The following is a 16,904-nucleotide window of genomic DNA, read 5'->3' on the forward strand; positions in this document are numbered from 1 at the left end:
AAGGCCGCTATTTCTTACCGTATTTCGCTTCCAGCGTGGCAAACCATGGCGCGACGAAATCGTTGTTCTCACCCCAGCCTGGAATAATCTTGTTCAACGATGCCACGTTGACCGCACCTTGCTGGCTGCTCAGCAGCTGCTGCGAAATGGAAGAGGCTTTGAATTCGTAGCTGGCCGGTGTGGCCTCGCCCGCAATCTTATTCGCGACCAAACGCATATTCACAGCGCCGATGGTTTTCGGATCGACAGCCACTGTCTGCACCCACGGGCTGTTCTTCTCGTGCATCAACTGCAGGTCCTGGTTAGACACGTCGATACTGTAGATCTTGATCTCCGTACGACCATTCTCCTGCAGCGCTTTATACGCGCCCTGACTGAAAGCATCCCAGGATGCCCAAATCGCATCGATCTTGCCTTCCGGGTATTTCGCCAGAATTGCGCCAACCTTGTTGGCGGTATCACCCTGCACATCGGTAGAAACAGCGCCAATGGATTCCAGCTGATGAATGCCTGGATTCTCTTTCAGCAGTTTCTCATACACCACCTGGCGGCGTTCTTGCGGCGGGAAGCCCGCAACCCACAGCTTGATGATGTTGGCTTTGCCATGAAAATCACTGATCAACTGACCCAGAGACGCCTGAGCCAGTGAAGCATCATCTTGCGCCGTCACGGTGACGCCGTTTACTGGCGTATCAACCGGAGTATCAAACACTGACAGTTTAATACCGGCATCGACGATGCGTTTCACCAACGCGGTTGAGTAGGGCTCTTTACCGTGCGACAGAATGATGCCGTCATATTTCTGGCTGATCGCCTGGGCAACGAAATCCTGGAAACGCGCGTCATCACCGTTGCTCAGGAAGGTGCTGACTTTAAAGCCCAACTGGCGACCTTGCTGAATGGCTCCGGCCACAAACTGCGTGGTGTTATCGTCAGAACCCAGGTTACGGATGATAGCGATGCGCACCGGGCCTTCATGATTGGCAATCACGGCAGGCACAGGTGCAACGGTGTCAGCAAAGGCGACGCTGGCGTTCAGCAGGCTTACCGCCAGCAGCGAAAGGGTGATTTTTTCATTATGATCTCTTTCTCAGTAAACGCGCCTTAGCGGCGCTGAATGTAGGTAATGGCCAGGGCCAGAGCCAGCACCAGCCCTTTGATAATGTCCATGGCGTAGTAAGGCACGGACAGCATAACCAGCCCGTTTTGCAACACGCCGAGGATCACCGCGCCGACCAAGGTACCCAGCGCGTTAGGTTTGCCGGAACCGGCCAGCGAGAAGCCGATCCATGCCGCGGCAACGGCATCCATCAGGTAGCCGCTACCTGCATTTACCTGTGAGGAACCAATACGTGATGCCAGCAAAATGCCGCCCACACTCGCCAGCAAAGACGAAATCACATAGGCCAGCACGCGATAGCGTGTGGTGCGAATCCCAGACAGGCGTGCCGCTTCTGGATTGCCGCCCAGTGCGTACATGCGGCGTCCGTGTTTGGTCAGCGACAGCGCCAACTGCGCAACCAGCGTCACCACCAGCATGATGATCACGATGGTCGGCACCTGACCGAGCAAACCAAATGCCGCTGGGATAGTGCCTTCAGCCATGTCACCGCTCGGCATCACCATATTTTCGGTAATCGAGCCACCAAAGCTGTAGGTCATCGCCACGCCTTGAATCACAAACAGCGTGGCCAGTGTGGCCAGCATGTCGGGAATGCGCAGAATCACGATCAGGAAGCTGTTGAACAGCCCCACCAGGGTACACAACAGCAGTGTGATGATGATGGCTTCCGTGGTGCCAAAGCCGTGCCAGACAAACAGGGAAATCACCAGCGCATTCGCCAGTGACGCCGTGGATCCAACAGACAAGTCGAAGCCGCCAATGGTCAGCGAAATCGAGACGCCAATCGCGATCACCGTGACGATGGCAATCGAACGCAGAATGTTGATGATGTTGGTGGGCTCAAGGAAGCTGTCTGACGCCAGGCCAAAGCCGGCGATCAGCAGCACCACCGTGAGCAACATGCCCCACTTGTAGAGAAAATCGAATAATTTATGACGCAGAGAAAGCTGCGGGTTCAGGGATAGTTCTTTGCTGCTCACGCAGGGGTTCCTCCGGTAGAATAAAGCAATAGCGTCTCTTCTGTGGCCTGACTGCCCTCCATCTCTGCCACAATGCGCCCATCCCAGAGCACACAAATACGGTCACACAGCCCAACCAGTTCGGAAAACTCGCCCGAAGCATAAATGATGCCTTTGCCTTCGCGCGCTAAGCCGTCAATCAGGGTGAACAGGTCGGTTTTGGCTTTGATATCCACGCCTTTGGTTGGCTCATCAAAAATCAGCACATCAGCGTTATTGCGCAACCATTTGCCGATCGCCACTTTCTGCTGGTTACCGCCTGACAGGCGACGCAGCGTCTGCGCGGGGCCGGTGGTGCGCACATTGAGGCGCTGAATCACCTCTTCGGCCCAACGCCATGCCTTGCGATGGCCGAACAGGCTCCAGCGTGAAAAACTGTTATCGGCGGTCACGCTCAGGTTCATCGCCACCGGCTCGTCAATAAAGATGCCCTCTTTGCGGCGCTCTTCTGGCACCAGCGCCATGCGGTTTTCCACGGAGTCATGTGGTGAGCGTGGCCGCCACGGTTTGCCGTGCAGCTCGCCTTTCTCTACCCGGCTTTTGCTGGCACCAAACAGCGCTTTGCAGAGTTCGGTTTTTCCTGCACCCGCCAGGCCGGCAATACCAAGAATTTCTCCTTTGCGCAGATGCAGTGAGATATCGGCCAGCAGCTGATCATCATGCAAACCTTCCACCGACAGCAGCACAGGTTGCTGGCTGCGTTCCCGGCGCGGTGGGTAAACATCGGTGAGTTGATGTCCCAGCATTTTCTCGACGATCTGTTCACCGCTGAGCGCTGCCATTGGGCTGCTTTCAATCAGTCGGCCATCACGCAACACGGTTAAACGATCGCAAATCGCTTTCAGCTCGTGGATGCGGTGGGAAATAAACACCACGCCAATGCCGTTGTTTTGCAGGCGGCGCACCACTTTAAACAGGCGCTCGCTCTCATGCTGATCCAGCGGCGCGGTGGGTTCATCCAGAATAAGGAAGCGGCAGTGGTGGGAGAGGGCGCGCGCCAGCAAGATTTGCTGCTTCTCCGCCAGTGAGCAGCGCTCAACCAAACGGTTAACGTCGATATTGACTTCAAGCTGTTCAAGTAGCGCACGCGCCTGGCGGCGAATCTCCCGCCAGCTGTAAGCGTGGCCCGGTTCTGCCAACTGATCGAGCAGGATGTTTTCCGCCACGCTGAGCTGTGGCACCAGCGCCACATCCACTTCCTGCTGTACGAGGTGAATGCCGAGCTTTTTGGCATCACGCGGCGAGCGAATTGAAACCGGCGCGTCATCAAGCAAAATCTCGCCAGTGTAATGATTGTGCGCACCAGCCAGCACTGCCATCAGCGTGGATTTACCTGCACCGTTGGCGCCGGTTAGCGCATGCACCGAGCCGCCTTCAGTAAGAAAATCGACCTGGGTCAACGCGGCAAATCCGCCAAACGCGATGGAGATATTACGCATCTCCAGGCGGTTAATCGCACTCATTGAGTCAGGCCTTTAATAGAGGTAGTGGGTCGCATTTTTTCTGAAGCCATAACGCGGGGCAACAAACGAAAGCGCATAAGCTAGCACGAAATCTTATTAGCCATCCAGACATCTGGACATAACGGCGTCTAAAACTGACGATAAGGTAAGAGGTGGTGAAATAGGGTGGTTGTAAAGGTAATTTGTAGAGGAATATGCTGTGATCTCCGGACGGCCCGTATGCCACCGCTACAGATAGTTTGCTGCAATTTGTAGGGGAGTCCCTGGCTATCAGCATAAAAAACCAGGCCTTAGCCTGGTTCTGAATCGTCGCGGCGGCCTTCAGGCCGCCCGAAAGCGCAAACTTACGCCTTTTCTGGCACCACATTCAGCAGCGCGGTCAGCAGTTTCCAGTACAGACCCACGCTCTCAATGTGCACTTGCTCATCAGGCGAGTGCGGCCCGGTGATGGTCGGCCCAATCGATACCATATCCATGTTTGGATAAGGCTTCTTGAACAGACCACACTCCAGACCGGCGTGAATCACCTGAATGTTTGGCGTTTTGCCAAACAGCGCTTCGTAGGTTTTACGCGTCAGCGCCATCACTGGCGAATCGGCATCAGGCTGCCAGCCCGGATAGCCGCCTTTCGGTGCGGTTTTCGCGCCAGCCAACTGGCCCAACGAGGTCAGGGTTTCAACCACCCAGTCTTTGCCGGTATCGATCAGTGAACGAATCAGGCAAATGATTTCGGCGTTGTTCTGATCCATGGTCACTACACCAACGTTCAGTGAGGTTTCCACCACACCTTTAGCCACGTCAGAGTTGCGAATCACGCCGTTCGGGGTGCTGTTCAGCAGGTTAATGAAGCGATCGCGGCTGTCAGTGGTCAGTGCCTGGCCCTGATGCGCTAATGGCTCGGTAACGAGTGCAATGTTCTTCTCTTTAATACCCAGCTCATTCAGCAGCGTGGCCTGGAAATGGGCCGCAGCCGATTTCAGCGCATCCACTTTGTGGCTGTCGATCGCCAGGGTCGCGAAGGCTTCACGCGGAATAGCATTGCGCAGCGTACCGCCGGTGAATTCAATCAGACGCACGTCCAGTTCTTGCGCATGAACCGCAAAGAAGCGCGCTAACAGTTTGTTGGCATTGCCCAGACCGTGATGAATGTCTGCGCCGGAATGTCCGCCTTTCAAACCCTTCAGGGTTAATTTCAGGGTTTCAAAGCCCGCCGGAACGACCTCACGGCTCAGTGGCAGGGTAGTGATGAAATCGATACCCCCGGCACAACCCATGTAGATCTCACCCTCTTCTTCCGAATCGGTGTTGATCAGGATATCTGCCTGCAACCAGTTTGGCTGGAGACCAAAAGCCCCGTCCATGCCGGACTCTTCGGTCATGGTCAGCAGCACTTCCAGTGGACCGTGCGTCAGGCTGCTATCAGCCAGTACCGCCAGCGCCGAAGCCATACCAATACCGTTGTCGGCACCCAAGGTGGTGCCGCGCGCTTTCACCCACTCGCCATCAACATAAGGTTGAATCGGATCTTTGGTGAAGTCGTGCACCGTATCGTTGTTTTTCTGCGGCACCATATCAAGGTGAGCCTGCAGCGCGACCGGGGTACGCTTTTCCATACCGGCGGTGGCGGGTTTACGAATCAGGATATTGCCGACCTGATCGCGCTCAACCCAAAAGCCTTGCTCTTTTGCCCAGCTAACAACGTGTTCAGCCAGCGCTTCTTCATGGTAAGAAGGATGCGGGATGGAGCAAATTTTAGCGAAAATATCCCACAGCGGTTGGGGGGAAAGTTGCGACAATTCAGACACAACGCGTCTCCTGTGTCAGCGTGGCGGACATACCGCTCGCACGCGGGGTTCCAGTGAAAGATCGCCGTCAGCACATCTGACGTGATGTGGCTGAGAATATCACTGTTTTTCACCGGGTGCGTACTTGCCTGCGCTAAAATCCTGCATCCAATGCGACAGATGCTGGTTTTTAACGCGTCAGATCCTTATAATCTCGCGCAACCTTTTCCCCCTTGCCTATTTTTAAACCAACATTGTTGGTCGGGATTTCTTTTATGAGCGAAAAATACGTCGTCACCTGGGACATGTTGCAGATCCATGCCCGTAAACTGGCCCAGCGCCTGCTTCCTGTGGAACAGTGGAAAGGTATCATCGCGGTGAGCCGTGGTGGTCTGGTTCCGGCATCGCTGCTGGCACGTGAACTGGGTATTCGCTACGTCGATACCGTGTGCATCTCAAGCTATGACCACGATCATCAGCGCGAAATGAAAGTGCTGAAGCGTGCGGAAGGCGATGGTGAAGGCTTCATCGTGATCGATGATTTGGTCGATACCGGCGGTACTGCACAAGCCATCCGCGATATGTATCCAAAAGCGCGTTTCTGTACCATTTTCGCGAAACCTGCGGGTCGTGCACTGGTGGACGACTATATTGTCGATATTCCCCAGAACACCTGGATCGAGCAGCCTTGGGACATGGGCGTGGTGTACATTCCGCCAATCGTCAAAAGCTAATTGATGCATCGCAAACAACGCCCGGTTATGCCGGGCGTTGTGCTTTCTACGCCTCGCACCCATCTTGCGGGTGCAGTACACTCTTAGGCATTGATGCGACTATCGCGGGAGAATGGCTAAGATGTCGGATAAAAACCTCAGCGAAGAGCTTTTTAAGCCCCGCTTTAAACACCCTGAAACCTCCTCACTGGTGCATCGCCAGCATCATCACACGATGCAGGTGCACAGTGCCCTTGAAGGCGATACTCAGCGCTGCTGGTATCGTATGCTCAACAAACTGTTGTGGACGTGGCGTGGCCTGACTCCACAAGAGATCAGTGAAGTGCTGGCTCGTATTGCCATCTGCGATCTTGAACACACGGATGATACACAGTTGGACACGGTGATTGGCTATCGCAGCGGCAACTGGAATTACGAATGGTCGAAGCAGGCCGCCTTGTGGCAACAGCTTGCCATGCAGAATGAAAATCACGACGAAGCAGGCCAGCAGTGGCTTCACGCCTCAAACCTCTACAGCATCGCCGCTTATCCTTATATAAAGGGCGATGAACTGGCAGACCAGGCGCAGGTGCTGGCGAACAGAGCCTACGAAGAAGCCACAAAACGTTTGCCAGGCGAGCTTAAAGCGCTCACCTTTCAGATTGCTGGCGGCAGTCCGGTGACGGGGTTCCTGCATATGCCGGCCCAGGCCGAAGCGCCGTATCCTACCGTGCTGCTGTGTGGTGGCCTGGATTCACTGCAAAGCGACCATTATCGCCTGTTCCATGACTACCTCGCCCCGCGCGGTATTGCCATGCTGACACTGGATATGCCTTCGGTTGGGTTCAGCAGTAAATGGACGCTGAATCAGGACACCAGTCAGGTGCATCAACATGTGCTGCGAGAGCTGAGTAACGTCCCGTGGATCGATCACACCCGTGTCGCGCTGTTTGGTTATCGTTTGGAGCCAATGTGGCCACGCGACTCGCCTATCTGGAAGTACCGCGTCTGCGCGCAGTGGCAACGCTCGGCGCGATGGTGCATAACGTGTTTGTCGATACACAGCGTCAGCAGCAGTTGCCGGATATGTACATGGATATGCTGGCCAGTCGTCTGGGTATGTCCTCCGCTTCTGACAGCAATTTGCGCATTGAGCTCAATCGCTATTCGCTGAAAGTGCAGGGGCTGTTAGGGCGCCGTACGCCTACGCCGATGCTGGCTGCCTACTGGCCAGATGATCTGTTTAGCCCTGAGGAAGAGGCTCAGTTGATTGCTAACTCCTCCGCGCAGGGCAAGGTGTTGGCGATCCCGACCAAGCCGGTGTTCTCCAGTTTCGAGAAGGCGCTGAATCAAATTTGTGACTGGCTGGCAAAACAATTGGGTGTCTGACTGGCAAAAAGCGCGTTCTCTGCTACAACTTATATCCGGGAAAGTTTGCGTTGCGCGCGAAATGAGGGCAACGAGAGCCAATTTACGGTTATTTGAGGGAGAATTAGCATGACGTTACCGAGTGGTCACCCCCGTAGTCGCCTGCTTAAGCGCTTCACCGAATTGGGGCCGTATATCCGTGAAGGAAAATGTGAAGAGACCCGCTTCTTTTTTGATTGTCTGGCAGCCTGTGTCAACGTGAAGCCTGCACCAGAAAGTCGGGAATTCTGGGGCTGGTGGATGAATCTGGAGGCGCAAGAAGATCACTTCACGTACGAATATCACTTTGGTCTGTTTGATAAAGACGGAGACTGGAGCGTGGCGGCGATTAAGGGCAAAGAGAACAACGAGAAAGTGGAAAGTACCTTGCGTAATTTCCATGAGCGCCTGAAAGCTGTGTTAAATGATCAAAAGCTGGATCTCAAGCCCGCGGCCGGATTTAAAGAAGAGCCCGTGAAGTTGAGTGCCTGATTGACGGCATCTATTCTTGTAGTGTCGCCATTTATGGCGACCACTCATAAAAAAGAGCCGGTGATGAGCCGGCTCTTTTTTTATAGACACATTGAGGGTAACGCTAACAACTTAGAACTGGTAAGTCAGACCAACAGCAACGATATCGTCGTTGTTCAGACCCAGTTTGTTGTTGTCGTCCAGCTGGTTGATTTTGTAATCAACGAAGGTAGACATGTTTTTGTTGAAGTAGTAAGTCGCGCCAACGTCGATGTATTTAACCAGATCCGCGTCGCCGATACCGTTTTCCATATCTTTGCCTTTGGTCTGCACGTAGCCGATAGACGGACGCAGGCCGAAGTCGAACTGATACTGTGCAACCAATTCAATGTTCTGTGCTTTGTTAGCTGCACCAGAAATTGAAGCACCCTGATAGGTTCCGCTGAACGGGGTCATGTTGCGGGTTTCAGTGTAGATAGCGGCCAGGTAAACGCTGTTGGCGTCATACTTCAGACCTGCACCCCATGAATCCGCTTTATCACCGCCGCCATAAACGCGGTTTTTCTGCGCCAGAGTGGTGTTAGAAGAGGTAATTGCCGTCATCAGGCTCACACCGGTATCACCGATGGTGTAACCCAGAGATGCGCCGTAACCGTCGCCGTTCTGGCGAGTACCGTCAGTGGCAGTACCACGGGCGTTAGCGGTTTTGTCATCGTTTTTGCCCTGGTATTGCAGCGCGAAGCGCAGGCCATCAACCAGACCAAAGAAGTTGCTGTTGCGGTAAGTCGCCACACCGGTAGTACGCTGCGTCATGAAGTTATCAGAACGCGCAGTACCGTCACCACCAAACTCTGGGAATACGTCAGTCCATGCTTCTACGTCGTACAGCACGCCGTAGTTACGACCATAGTCGAATGAACCGTACTGACCGAATTTCAGACCCGCAAAGCCCAGACGGGTTTTGTTGCCTGCGTTCGCGTCAGAACCTTCAGAGTTGTTGACGTTGTACTGATATTCCCACTGGCCGTAGCCGGTCATCAGATCGTTGATCTGAGTCTGACCTTTGAAGCCGATACGAACGTAAGATTTGTCACCGTTGTTGGAATCCGCATCGCTGAAGTAGTGCTCAGCTTTAACGCGGCCGTAGAAGTCCAGTTTGTTACCGTCTTTGTTATAAACTTCTGCGGCGTGTGCAGCGGAGGTCAGTGCCAACGCAGAAACGACTAATGCCAGTGTGCTCTTCTTCATTTGCTATCAATCCCAATGAGTAAAATTTGTTGTACCCTTGAAAGGGTTTGTAAAACACGGGACGTTTTACCGTTTGGCGATGAAAGTTTTATGACAGTTTTTCTGATTTCTTGTTAATTGCGAACTTTTGGTCTACTGCATTGTCAGGGGATTTTTGTGCTTTTCCCCTTGCTGCTGTTGGCTTCCTCGCTGACTCCTGATAAAACGTCCCTTCGCAGAATTTTTTCTTACATGGCAGGAAAATATGAGTGGCAGTCAGACCCTAGTGGTCAAGTTGGGTACCAGCGTCCTCACCGGCGGTTCACGTCGGCTGAATCGGGCGCACATGGTGGAGCTGGTTCGTCAGTGTGCGCAACTGCACGCGGCGGGTCATCGTATCGTTATCGTCACCTCTGGCGCGATTGCCGCTGGACGCGAACACCTGGGTTACCCCGAACTGCCGCCTACCATCGCCTCAAAGCAGCTGCTGGCTGCGGTGGGGCAGAGCCGTTTGATTCAACTGTGGGAACAGCTGTTCTCCATTTACGGCATTCATATCGGGCAGATGCTGCTGACGCGCGCCGATATGGAAGACCGTGAACGCTTCCTTTACGCGCGTGACATGCTGCGTGCGCTGCTCGACAACCATATTGTTCCGGTGATCAACGAGAACGATGCCGTTGCCACCGCTGAAATCAAAGTGGGCGATAACGACAACCTGTCCGCACTGGCGGCGATGCTCGGTGGCGCAGATAAACTGCTGCTGCTGACCGATCAGCAGGGCTTGTTCACCGCCGATCCTCGCACCAATCCGGAAGCCGAGCTGATCAGCGATGTGCATCAGATTGATGACGCGCTGCGTACGCTCGCTGGAGGCAGCGTTTCGGGTCTGGGCACCGGTGGCATGGCCACGAAATTGCAGGCCGCCGATGTTGCCTGTCGCGCGGGTATTGACGTGATCATCGCCGCAGGCAGCCGCCCGGATGTAATCAGCGATGTGCTGTACGGCAAGCCGGTGGGCACCCGTTTTCACGCGCAGCAGTCGCCGCTGGAAAACCGCAAGCGCTGGATCTTCGGTGCACCGCCAGCCGGTGAAATCACCATTGATGATGGCGCGCTGGCAGCGGTGCTGGAGCGTGGCAGTTCGCTGCTGCCGAAAGGCATCCGTGAAGTGCAGGGTAACTTCTCTCGTGGTGAAGTGATCCGCATTCGTAGCTTGCAGGGCCGCGATATTGCACACGGCGTCACCCGCTACAACAGCGATGCGATGCGCATGATTGCAGGTCATCATAGCCAGGAAATTGGCGATATTCTGGGTTACGAATACGGCCCGGTTGCGGTACACCGCGACGACATGATCGTCAGTTAAGGAGCGGATGATGTTAGAAGAAATGGGTAAAGCGGCGCGTGCAGCGTCGTACAAACTGGCGGAACTCTCTACCGAACAAAAAAATCAGGTGCTGCTGACCATTGCCGATCGTCTGGAAGCGGAAAGCGCTGACATTCTGGCGGCGAACGAGCAGGACCTGGCCGATGCACGCCAAAACGGCATGAGTGCCGCCTTGCTGGATCGCCTGACGCTGAATCCTCAGCGTTTGAAAGGCATCGCGGATGACGTGCGCAAGGTGTGCCGTCTTGCCGATCCGGTTGGCCAGTTGATCGATGGCGGCATGCTGGACAGCGGTCTACGTATTGAACGCCGCCGTGTGCCGCTGGGCGTGATTGGCGTGATTTACGAAGCGCGTCCTAATGTTACTGTTGATGTGGCTTCCCTGTGCCTGAAAACCGGCAACGCAGCGATTCTGCGCGGCGGCAAAGAGACTTACCGCACTAACGCAGCTACGGTGCGTGTGATCCAAAACGCATTGACTCAGCATGGTTTACCGGCTGGCGCCGTGCAGGCAATTGAGAACCCGGATCGTGAGCTGGTCAATCAACTGCTTAAGCTCGATCGTTACGTCGATATGCTGATCCCACGTGGTGGCGCGGGCCTGCACAAGCTGTGCCGTGAAAACTCGACCATCCCGGTGATCACCGGCGGTATTGGCGTGTGCCATCTCTATCTCGATGAAACCATGGAGACAGAACCGGCGCTGGACGTGATCGTTAACGCCAAGAAACAGCGCCCAAGTGCCTGTAACTCGCTGGAGACGCTACTGATCCACCGTGATCAAGCCGAGCGTTTTATTCCTGCGTTCCTGCAACGTATGGCGCAGGAAAACATTCCGCTGCACGGTGATGAGAACGTATTGGCGCTGCTGCAGAGCGGTCCTGCCAGCGTGGTTGCCGTGAAAGCGGAGGATTACGACGATGAGTGGTTATCCAACGATCTCAACGTCAAGCTAGTCGCCGATCTTGACGAGGCAGTGGCGCATATTCGCGAGCACGGTACACAGCACTCTGACGGCATCCTGACGCGCAGCATTGGCAATGCTAACCGCTTCGTTAACCAGGTCGATTCCTCTGCGGTCTACGTTAACGCCAGCACCCGTTTCACCGACGGCGGTCAGTTTGGCCTGGGCGCGGAAGTGGCGGTCAGCACCCAAAAACTGCATGCGCGCGGTCCGATGGGGCTGGAAGCGCTGACAACCTATAAGTGGATTGGCTGGGGCGACGATACGTTGCGCGGCTAATTTTCGCTCCTGCATCACAATGGGCACCCTTGATGGGTGCCTTTTTTTTGGCTTTCGATCCAGTTATTTCCAGAGCTTTTTGATTTAATTCTGTCATTTATGGCGCGTCAGCGTCTTTTCGCCCATTTTTTCCTGTAGGCGCTGGTCTTAGCGCCACAGAACATTCCTGAAAACCCCTGTCAGAACAAGCTGTCGGGCATTCATTACTGGTTTCCATCGAGCCGAAGGGGATAATGATCATCCAGCTTCATTGATAAAAGCGATTGGGTAGTAAACCAGCGGTAATATAAAATGAACTGGTAGCAAAAACGAAAATAACATTCAGTCTTTTACTGATGGCAGATTATTAACTGATGGTTAAAAAAGAGAGTACGAGACAAGCTTTTACTGCCAGGCTGATTGCCGCGTGTGACAGCGCGGGAATTGTCGGACATGGACGAAACAAACAGGTTGCGCAAGCACTGCAGCAAAGGGGATGCAGGATCTCAACACCGGGGGTCTGGAAATGGTTTAACGCCCAATCGATTCCAGATGACAGTAATTTGCTGGCACTTAGCCAGCTGCTGGGCGTGCGCGTAGAGTGGTTGCAATTTGGCATGGAGAAACCCTCCGCGTTGATTGACCCGCCCGCGAGACGGGATACAAAACCGATATTTCGTGTTGAGAGTCTGGATATTGGGCAGCGTAGCGCCCAAGGCATCGCTGCGCGTGATGAACTGGTCGAAACCATTCAAGCGATTGAGTATGGTCTGGATGAAGCGCGCGTGCTGTTTAACGGTCGGGCTGCGGAGTACATCCGGCTGATCGCCCTGAACAATGATTCGATGGCGGGAACCTTCGCGCCACGCGACCAGCTGTTTGTCGATATCAGCGTGCAGCGCTTTGATGGTGATGGCATTTACCTGTTCACACTGGACAATCAACTCTATCTCAAACGACTGCAGCTGCAGCACAAAAAGGTGGCGGTGATCTCAGATAACAAGCGTTATGAAACCTGGTATCTCACGCTGGATGAAGCGGCAACACTGCAAGTGATTGCGCGTGTCATCATGAGCCAGGCGCGTGATTACCAGATTTTAGGTTAGAGCCATTAGCGCGAAATCAGCCAAAAAAATATTCTGGCTGAAATCATAAATTTAACTGATGGTAAATAAAAAATTAACTGTTGGTATTTGCCAATGCATTAGAACATGTTAATAATTTGACCATGGAAAGACGAGATCACTGCTCCCGGATGAGCCCGCTCTTAAACAATTGAGGCGCTGCACAAGCGCGATACCGACCACCCAAAGTCAGTGGATTTTGGGATGGGGTGGATACGCACTTTGTAGCGTCGTCAGTTCTCCTCTGACTTCACTCTCCTCTGCTTATACCTGGCCGCGAATGCAGCCGGGCTGGCTGATGGTGAGTGCTTGCAGCGGTTCAACGGACGCATCGGCCGATGCCGACATGCCGTGCCAGTCACCCCATCGCCAAAGACTCATTCACAGGAGGAGTTATGGCGATTATCCAGTATGGCAAGTCAGTCTTCACCGGGAACGCGCGCACTCGCCGTCACCGACGCCGCCAGTCCCTCAGCCGTCTCAAACGCAGTATCGACAGCGCTTTAGGTTTTGAACCTGATAACGTCACCTTGCGCAGTGCCGAACGTATCTGTCAGCGCCAGACGCACTCACGTGCTGACAATGCCGTGATGGCCCCCACCCGCACTCAACCCGAGAGCGCCAGCTTCGATAACTGCTGTTTGCCCCACGTTCATCTTTATGCCGTGCGTTAACCCTTCCCAGTTTTAAGCGGAACACTTTGGTGTTGCTCACTCTTTAGCCTTGCTTGAGCGTCACGCCGGGTTAGCGTTGCGCTGTAGTGGCTAACCGATCAGCAAACTTTATGTTTTTGGATTTTTTGCGCAGTGATTTTCAGACAGTTGCACCCGTCAAAGAGGAAACGCTATGAGCCAGATTATTGCCATTTTGAATTTTGAAGAGGGCTATCGTGAGGCGCCTTATCTCGATACCCAAGGATTTCCCACCGTAGCCGGCGGTATCCGTATCGGGCCGAAAGGCGCGTCACTCAGCAACTATATCTTCCAGGTACCGCGACGGGTGGGCGATGTATGGAAACAGTGCATCGTCGAAAACAAGGTGCAAGAGATGAACCAGCGGGTGCTGGTACAGCAGGCGATCAGCAAATGCAGTGATGCGCGCTGTGATGTGCTGATCAGCATGGCGTACCAAATGGGCGTCGATGGACTGGCACTGTTTCGCGGCATGCTGACCTCGATAACGCAAGGTGATTTCAACGGTGCCGCCAACGCCATGCTCGACAGCCTGTGGGCACGACAAACGCCGGGGCGCGCCCGTCGTCATGCTGAAATGATGCGCAGCGGCACCTATGACATCTATCGGGGGCTGTTATGAATGTGAAATGGATGGTGTTTGTCATCGCCGTACTGACGGCGGTGATCGTGCTGCTGCTGCTTCAGCGCTTCACCACGCTGGAGTTTGTGAAACATGCGCGGTTGTTGTTCAAAACCTGGTCCGTGTGGCTGGCATCGTTAGGCTCGATGCTCAGCGCGTGGGCGCAATCTTTTCCCTCTTCCGCTCTGGATGCCTGGAACGCGCTGCCGCAGGACATCAAAGATATTTTGCCCCACAACTATCTGGGATTGATTGGCGCCTTCATGGTGGCAATGGGGGTGCTGGCGCAGTTTGTCCGGCAGAAGAACCTGATTGAGCAGCGCAAAACCCTGGAGGAGAAACCATGACTTTTCTTACGGCAATGCTCGGGGGCAGCTGGCACTGGCTTGCTGCGCTGACGGGCGTCATTGCGGCACTGGCTGCCAGTTACTTCGGTGGCAAGAAGATTGGCAAGGTGCAGCAGCAATCCAAAGCCGCAACCGAAAGTGCGGAAAAAACCGCCGCTCAGGCGGTGGCGGTCAGTCAGCAGCAGCAACAGCTGCGCGAGGAGGCCAAACGTGTGGAAACCAGCAACCTTAATCTTGATGACGCTGCTGCTCGTGACAAGCTGCAGCACTCGAAATACAACCAACCCTGAATCCCCCGTCGTTATCGACTCCGCTTGTACCCTGTTTTCCCCGATTTATACCCACGGCAATGACGCCCAACGCATGGACGTGCGGACCGTTCGTGCCATCAACAATCACAACGATCTCTGGGATCAGCACTGCGGCCAACAGGCGCACTGAGGCTGATTCCGCTGTTGTATTGCAAACCTGAAAAGGCCGAGGAGGCTATGATGATCGAAGTTAACTCTTATGCTGAATTGCGTACCACCACGCCCACCAAAAACGGCGATCTGGCTTTTCTGCGTCGCTATAACGCGGATTCCACCTTTCGTGGGGGCGGCGATTTCACCGGTTTTATTGGCACCACCACCGCCACGGATGATGGCGGTACGCTGGCGGTGGGTAACGGGTTCTATTGGAAGCGAGTGATTAACAATCCCTCTGATATCAACGTCTACCACTTTGGCGCGAAAGGGGATGGCTATGTCAATGATACTGATGCGGTCAATCGTATGCTGGCATGGACCAAGACTTACAGCACCAATATTGTTGACCTGCCGATTCGTTTCCCTGGCGGTAAATTTTTGATCAGTCCGATCGATATCAGCGGCACGGACAGCGCGTTCTTTGGCCTGCAAGGTGATGATGTGGAACTGGGGTCGCTGCCGCGTACCACCATCATTTCCGATAAGAGTACCAGCCCGGTGTTTAAGGTAAAGGCGCGTCGCACCTCGATTCGCGGCATCGCCTGGAACGGCCAGGCGTCGGCCGATATCACCACCAACAAAGGCACTATTACTTCAGCAATGTGCAGCAATGTGCAGCCCTTCTTCGAAAATACCTGCATCGAAGGCACCACGGTCAATATCTACTGTTTCCGCGCGCAGAATAACGGCGGTACGGTGATTAAGGTGCTGGATACGCTGGACACCAAATTTGATCAGATCTACACCATGTACACCTATGCGCGTGTATTTGATGTCGGCTGGTCAAATTCCCCCAACGGCGCATGGGATCACTCAACCGCGATTGAGATCTGCAACTGTAACTTCCAGACCGGTTATGGCGATGCCACGCTGTATATGCCGCGTTGTACGCAGGGAATTCTGCGCAATGTGTGGATTGAACATACGCGCAATCCTGGCGATCTCTCGGACGGTGGCTGGACCGTTGATACGCTGAACGTGGAGGATTGCCTGAATCCGTTCAACCTTAACAATGCCCGCGTCACCATGCGTCAGATCAACGTGCAGTCCGGCGGTAAAGTGTCAAACGATCTGGTCACCGGGAAATGGTTATCGACCTTCGAGTATGGCTACCGTCGTGACGAAAGCTACGGCAGTTTCCTGACCGGATCGCTGCGCGCGGGTTACTACAGCGGCTACAAGATCACCAACAACACCTCTACCGATAACTGGTATCGCCTTGGGCAGTTGTTCTTCCCGAACGCGAATCAGCAGTGGGTCATGGAGTTTATTGGTAAAGCCGATGCCACCCAGCCGACAGGAACCGCCGGGACGCCAGTTAACGTAGCGAGTAGCGGGAAAACCTGGATTAACCTGCAACGGCTGGAAACCGTATGGGCGGATGCCTTTCATATGGGGCAGCCCGCGATCCTGGATATCCGTTATAACCGTGTGGGCACCACCTATGCCGTGGTGTGGGTCAAGCTGAAAGCCAACAGTGGTGACACCATGCTGAACCTGAAAAACACCGGCCCGACGCGCTTTGATACCGGCTCTTGCTCACTGTTCCAGTCGGACCTGTCCGTGGTCACCGATACCACCACGCTGGGGCCGTATAAACCCGCTGCGCGCTTCGGTATGCACAACGGACTGGCAGGCATTGGTGCCAACGAGAAGGGCGTGCTGACGCTGGCTTCCGCTGCTGGTACACCCACCAATGCTGCTACGCCAACAGGCTTTGTGCTGGTTAATATCAACGGTGTCGATCGTAAACTTCCCTATTATGATTGAGGTCAAACACGTTCAGGCGAGGCTTCGGCCTCGCCTTTTTTGTTTGTCATCACCTGCTCGCCC

15 protein-coding genes and 1 pseudogene are annotated in these 16,904 nt (G+C 54.3%); 11 read left to right on the top strand and 5 right to left on the bottom strand.

Going from position 1 to position 16,904, the window contains the following annotated elements; genetic code table 11:
* Positions 1-7: 7 nt before the first annotated feature.
* From PSSD_RS18615 to pepD, 4 genes are all read right to left on the bottom strand, one after another.
* Entirely contained in the window at positions 8-1,069 is a 1,062-nt protein-coding gene (locus tag PSSD_RS18615; protein ID WP_058973238.1) for a sugar ABC transporter substrate-binding protein, read from the bottom strand.
* Between the two features lie 35 nt (positions 1,070-1,104).
* Positions 1,105-2,103, bottom strand: a complete 999-nt coding sequence (locus PSSD_RS18620; protein ID WP_058973239.1) for an ABC transporter permease — start codon at positions 2,101-2,103, stop codon at positions 1,105-1,107.
* Positions 2,100-3,605, bottom strand: coding sequence for a sugar ABC transporter ATP-binding protein (locus PSSD_RS18625; RefSeq protein WP_058973240.1), 1,506 nt, complete (start codon positions 3,603-3,605; stop codon positions 2,100-2,102). Before PSSD_RS18625 ends, PSSD_RS18620 begins: the two co-directional genes overlap by 4 nt.
* Positions 3,606-3,949: 344 nt before the next feature.
* Positions 3,950-5,410: a beta-Ala-His dipeptidase gene (gene pepD, locus PSSD_RS18630; protein ID WP_058973241.1), complete on the bottom strand. Its 1,461-nt coding sequence runs from the start codon at positions 5,408-5,410 to the stop codon at positions 3,950-3,952.
* A 254-nt stretch (positions 5,411-5,664) separates the two neighbouring features.
* On the opposite strand from pepD, the gene gpt reads away from it, so the two are divergent.
* From gpt to crl, 3 genes and pseudogenes are all read left to right on the top strand, one after another.
* On the top strand, positions 5,665-6,123 hold the full coding sequence (gpt, locus tag PSSD_RS18635) for a xanthine phosphoribosyltransferase (RefSeq protein ID WP_007887137.1): 459 nt from the start codon (positions 5,665-5,667) through the stop codon (positions 6,121-6,123).
* Positions 6,124-6,244: 121 nt separating this feature from the next.
* Positions 6,245-7,491: pseudogene (gene frsA, locus PSSD_RS18640) on the top strand (esterase FrsA).
* 108 nt (positions 7,492-7,599) lie between these two features.
* Positions 7,600-8,001, top strand: coding sequence for a sigma factor-binding protein Crl (crl, locus tag PSSD_RS18645; protein WP_058973242.1), 402 nt, complete (start codon positions 7,600-7,602; stop codon positions 7,999-8,001).
* Between the two features lie 111 nt (positions 8,002-8,112).
* Here the strand turns inward: crl and ompC are convergent, their stop codons facing one another.
* Positions 8,113-9,228, bottom strand: coding sequence for a porin OmpC (ompC, locus tag PSSD_RS18650; protein ID WP_039333149.1), 1,116 nt, complete (start codon positions 9,226-9,228; stop codon positions 8,113-8,115).
* A gap of 244 nt (positions 9,229-9,472) precedes the next feature.
* Between ompC and proB the strand changes: the two genes are divergently transcribed.
* The 8 genes from proB (at position 9,473) to PSSD_RS18690 (ending at position 16,841) form a co-directional block, all read left to right on the top strand.
* Positions 9,473-10,576, top strand: a complete 1,104-nt coding sequence (gene proB / locus PSSD_RS18655; protein ID WP_039333147.1) for a glutamate 5-kinase — start codon at positions 9,473-9,475, stop codon at positions 10,574-10,576.
* 10 nt (positions 10,577-10,586) lie between these two features.
* Positions 10,587-11,840, top strand: a complete 1,254-nt coding sequence (gene proA / locus PSSD_RS18660; RefSeq protein WP_058973243.1) for a glutamate-5-semialdehyde dehydrogenase — start codon at positions 10,587-10,589, stop codon at positions 11,838-11,840.
* Positions 11,841-12,193: 353 nt separating this feature from the next.
* A complete protein-coding gene (locus PSSD_RS18665; RefSeq protein WP_058973244.1) occupies positions 12,194-12,925 on the top strand; it encodes a S24 family peptidase in 732 nt (243 codons plus the stop codon).
* Between the two features lie 413 nt (positions 12,926-13,338).
* A complete protein-coding gene (locus PSSD_RS18670; RefSeq protein ID WP_058973245.1) occupies positions 13,339-13,617 on the top strand; it encodes a transcriptional antitermination N peptide in 279 nt (92 codons plus the stop codon).
* A gap of 172 nt (positions 13,618-13,789) precedes the next feature.
* Positions 13,790-14,257, top strand: coding sequence for a glycoside hydrolase family protein (locus PSSD_RS18675; protein WP_058973246.1), 468 nt, complete (start codon positions 13,790-13,792; stop codon positions 14,255-14,257).
* A complete protein-coding gene (locus PSSD_RS18680) occupies positions 14,254-14,604 on the top strand; it encodes a DUF7940 domain-containing protein (protein ID WP_058973247.1) in 351 nt (116 codons plus the stop codon). The genes PSSD_RS18675 and PSSD_RS18680 overlap by 4 nt, the downstream gene beginning before the upstream one ends.
* Positions 14,601-14,894, top strand: a complete 294-nt coding sequence (locus PSSD_RS18685) for a hypothetical protein (RefSeq protein ID WP_058973248.1) — start codon at positions 14,601-14,603, stop codon at positions 14,892-14,894. Before PSSD_RS18680 ends, PSSD_RS18685 begins: the two co-directional genes overlap by 4 nt.
* A gap of 201 nt (positions 14,895-15,095) precedes the next feature.
* Entirely contained in the window at positions 15,096-16,841 is a 1,746-nt protein-coding gene (locus PSSD_RS18690; protein WP_058973249.1) for a putative phage tail protein, read from the top strand.
* The last annotated feature ends 63 nt before the right edge of the window (positions 16,842-16,904 follow it).

The sequence above is a fragment of the Type-D symbiont of Plautia stali genome, from assembly GCF_001485335.1.
GTDB classification, from domain to species: Bacteria; Pseudomonadota; Gammaproteobacteria; order Enterobacterales; family Enterobacteriaceae; genus Pantoea; species Pantoea vagans_C.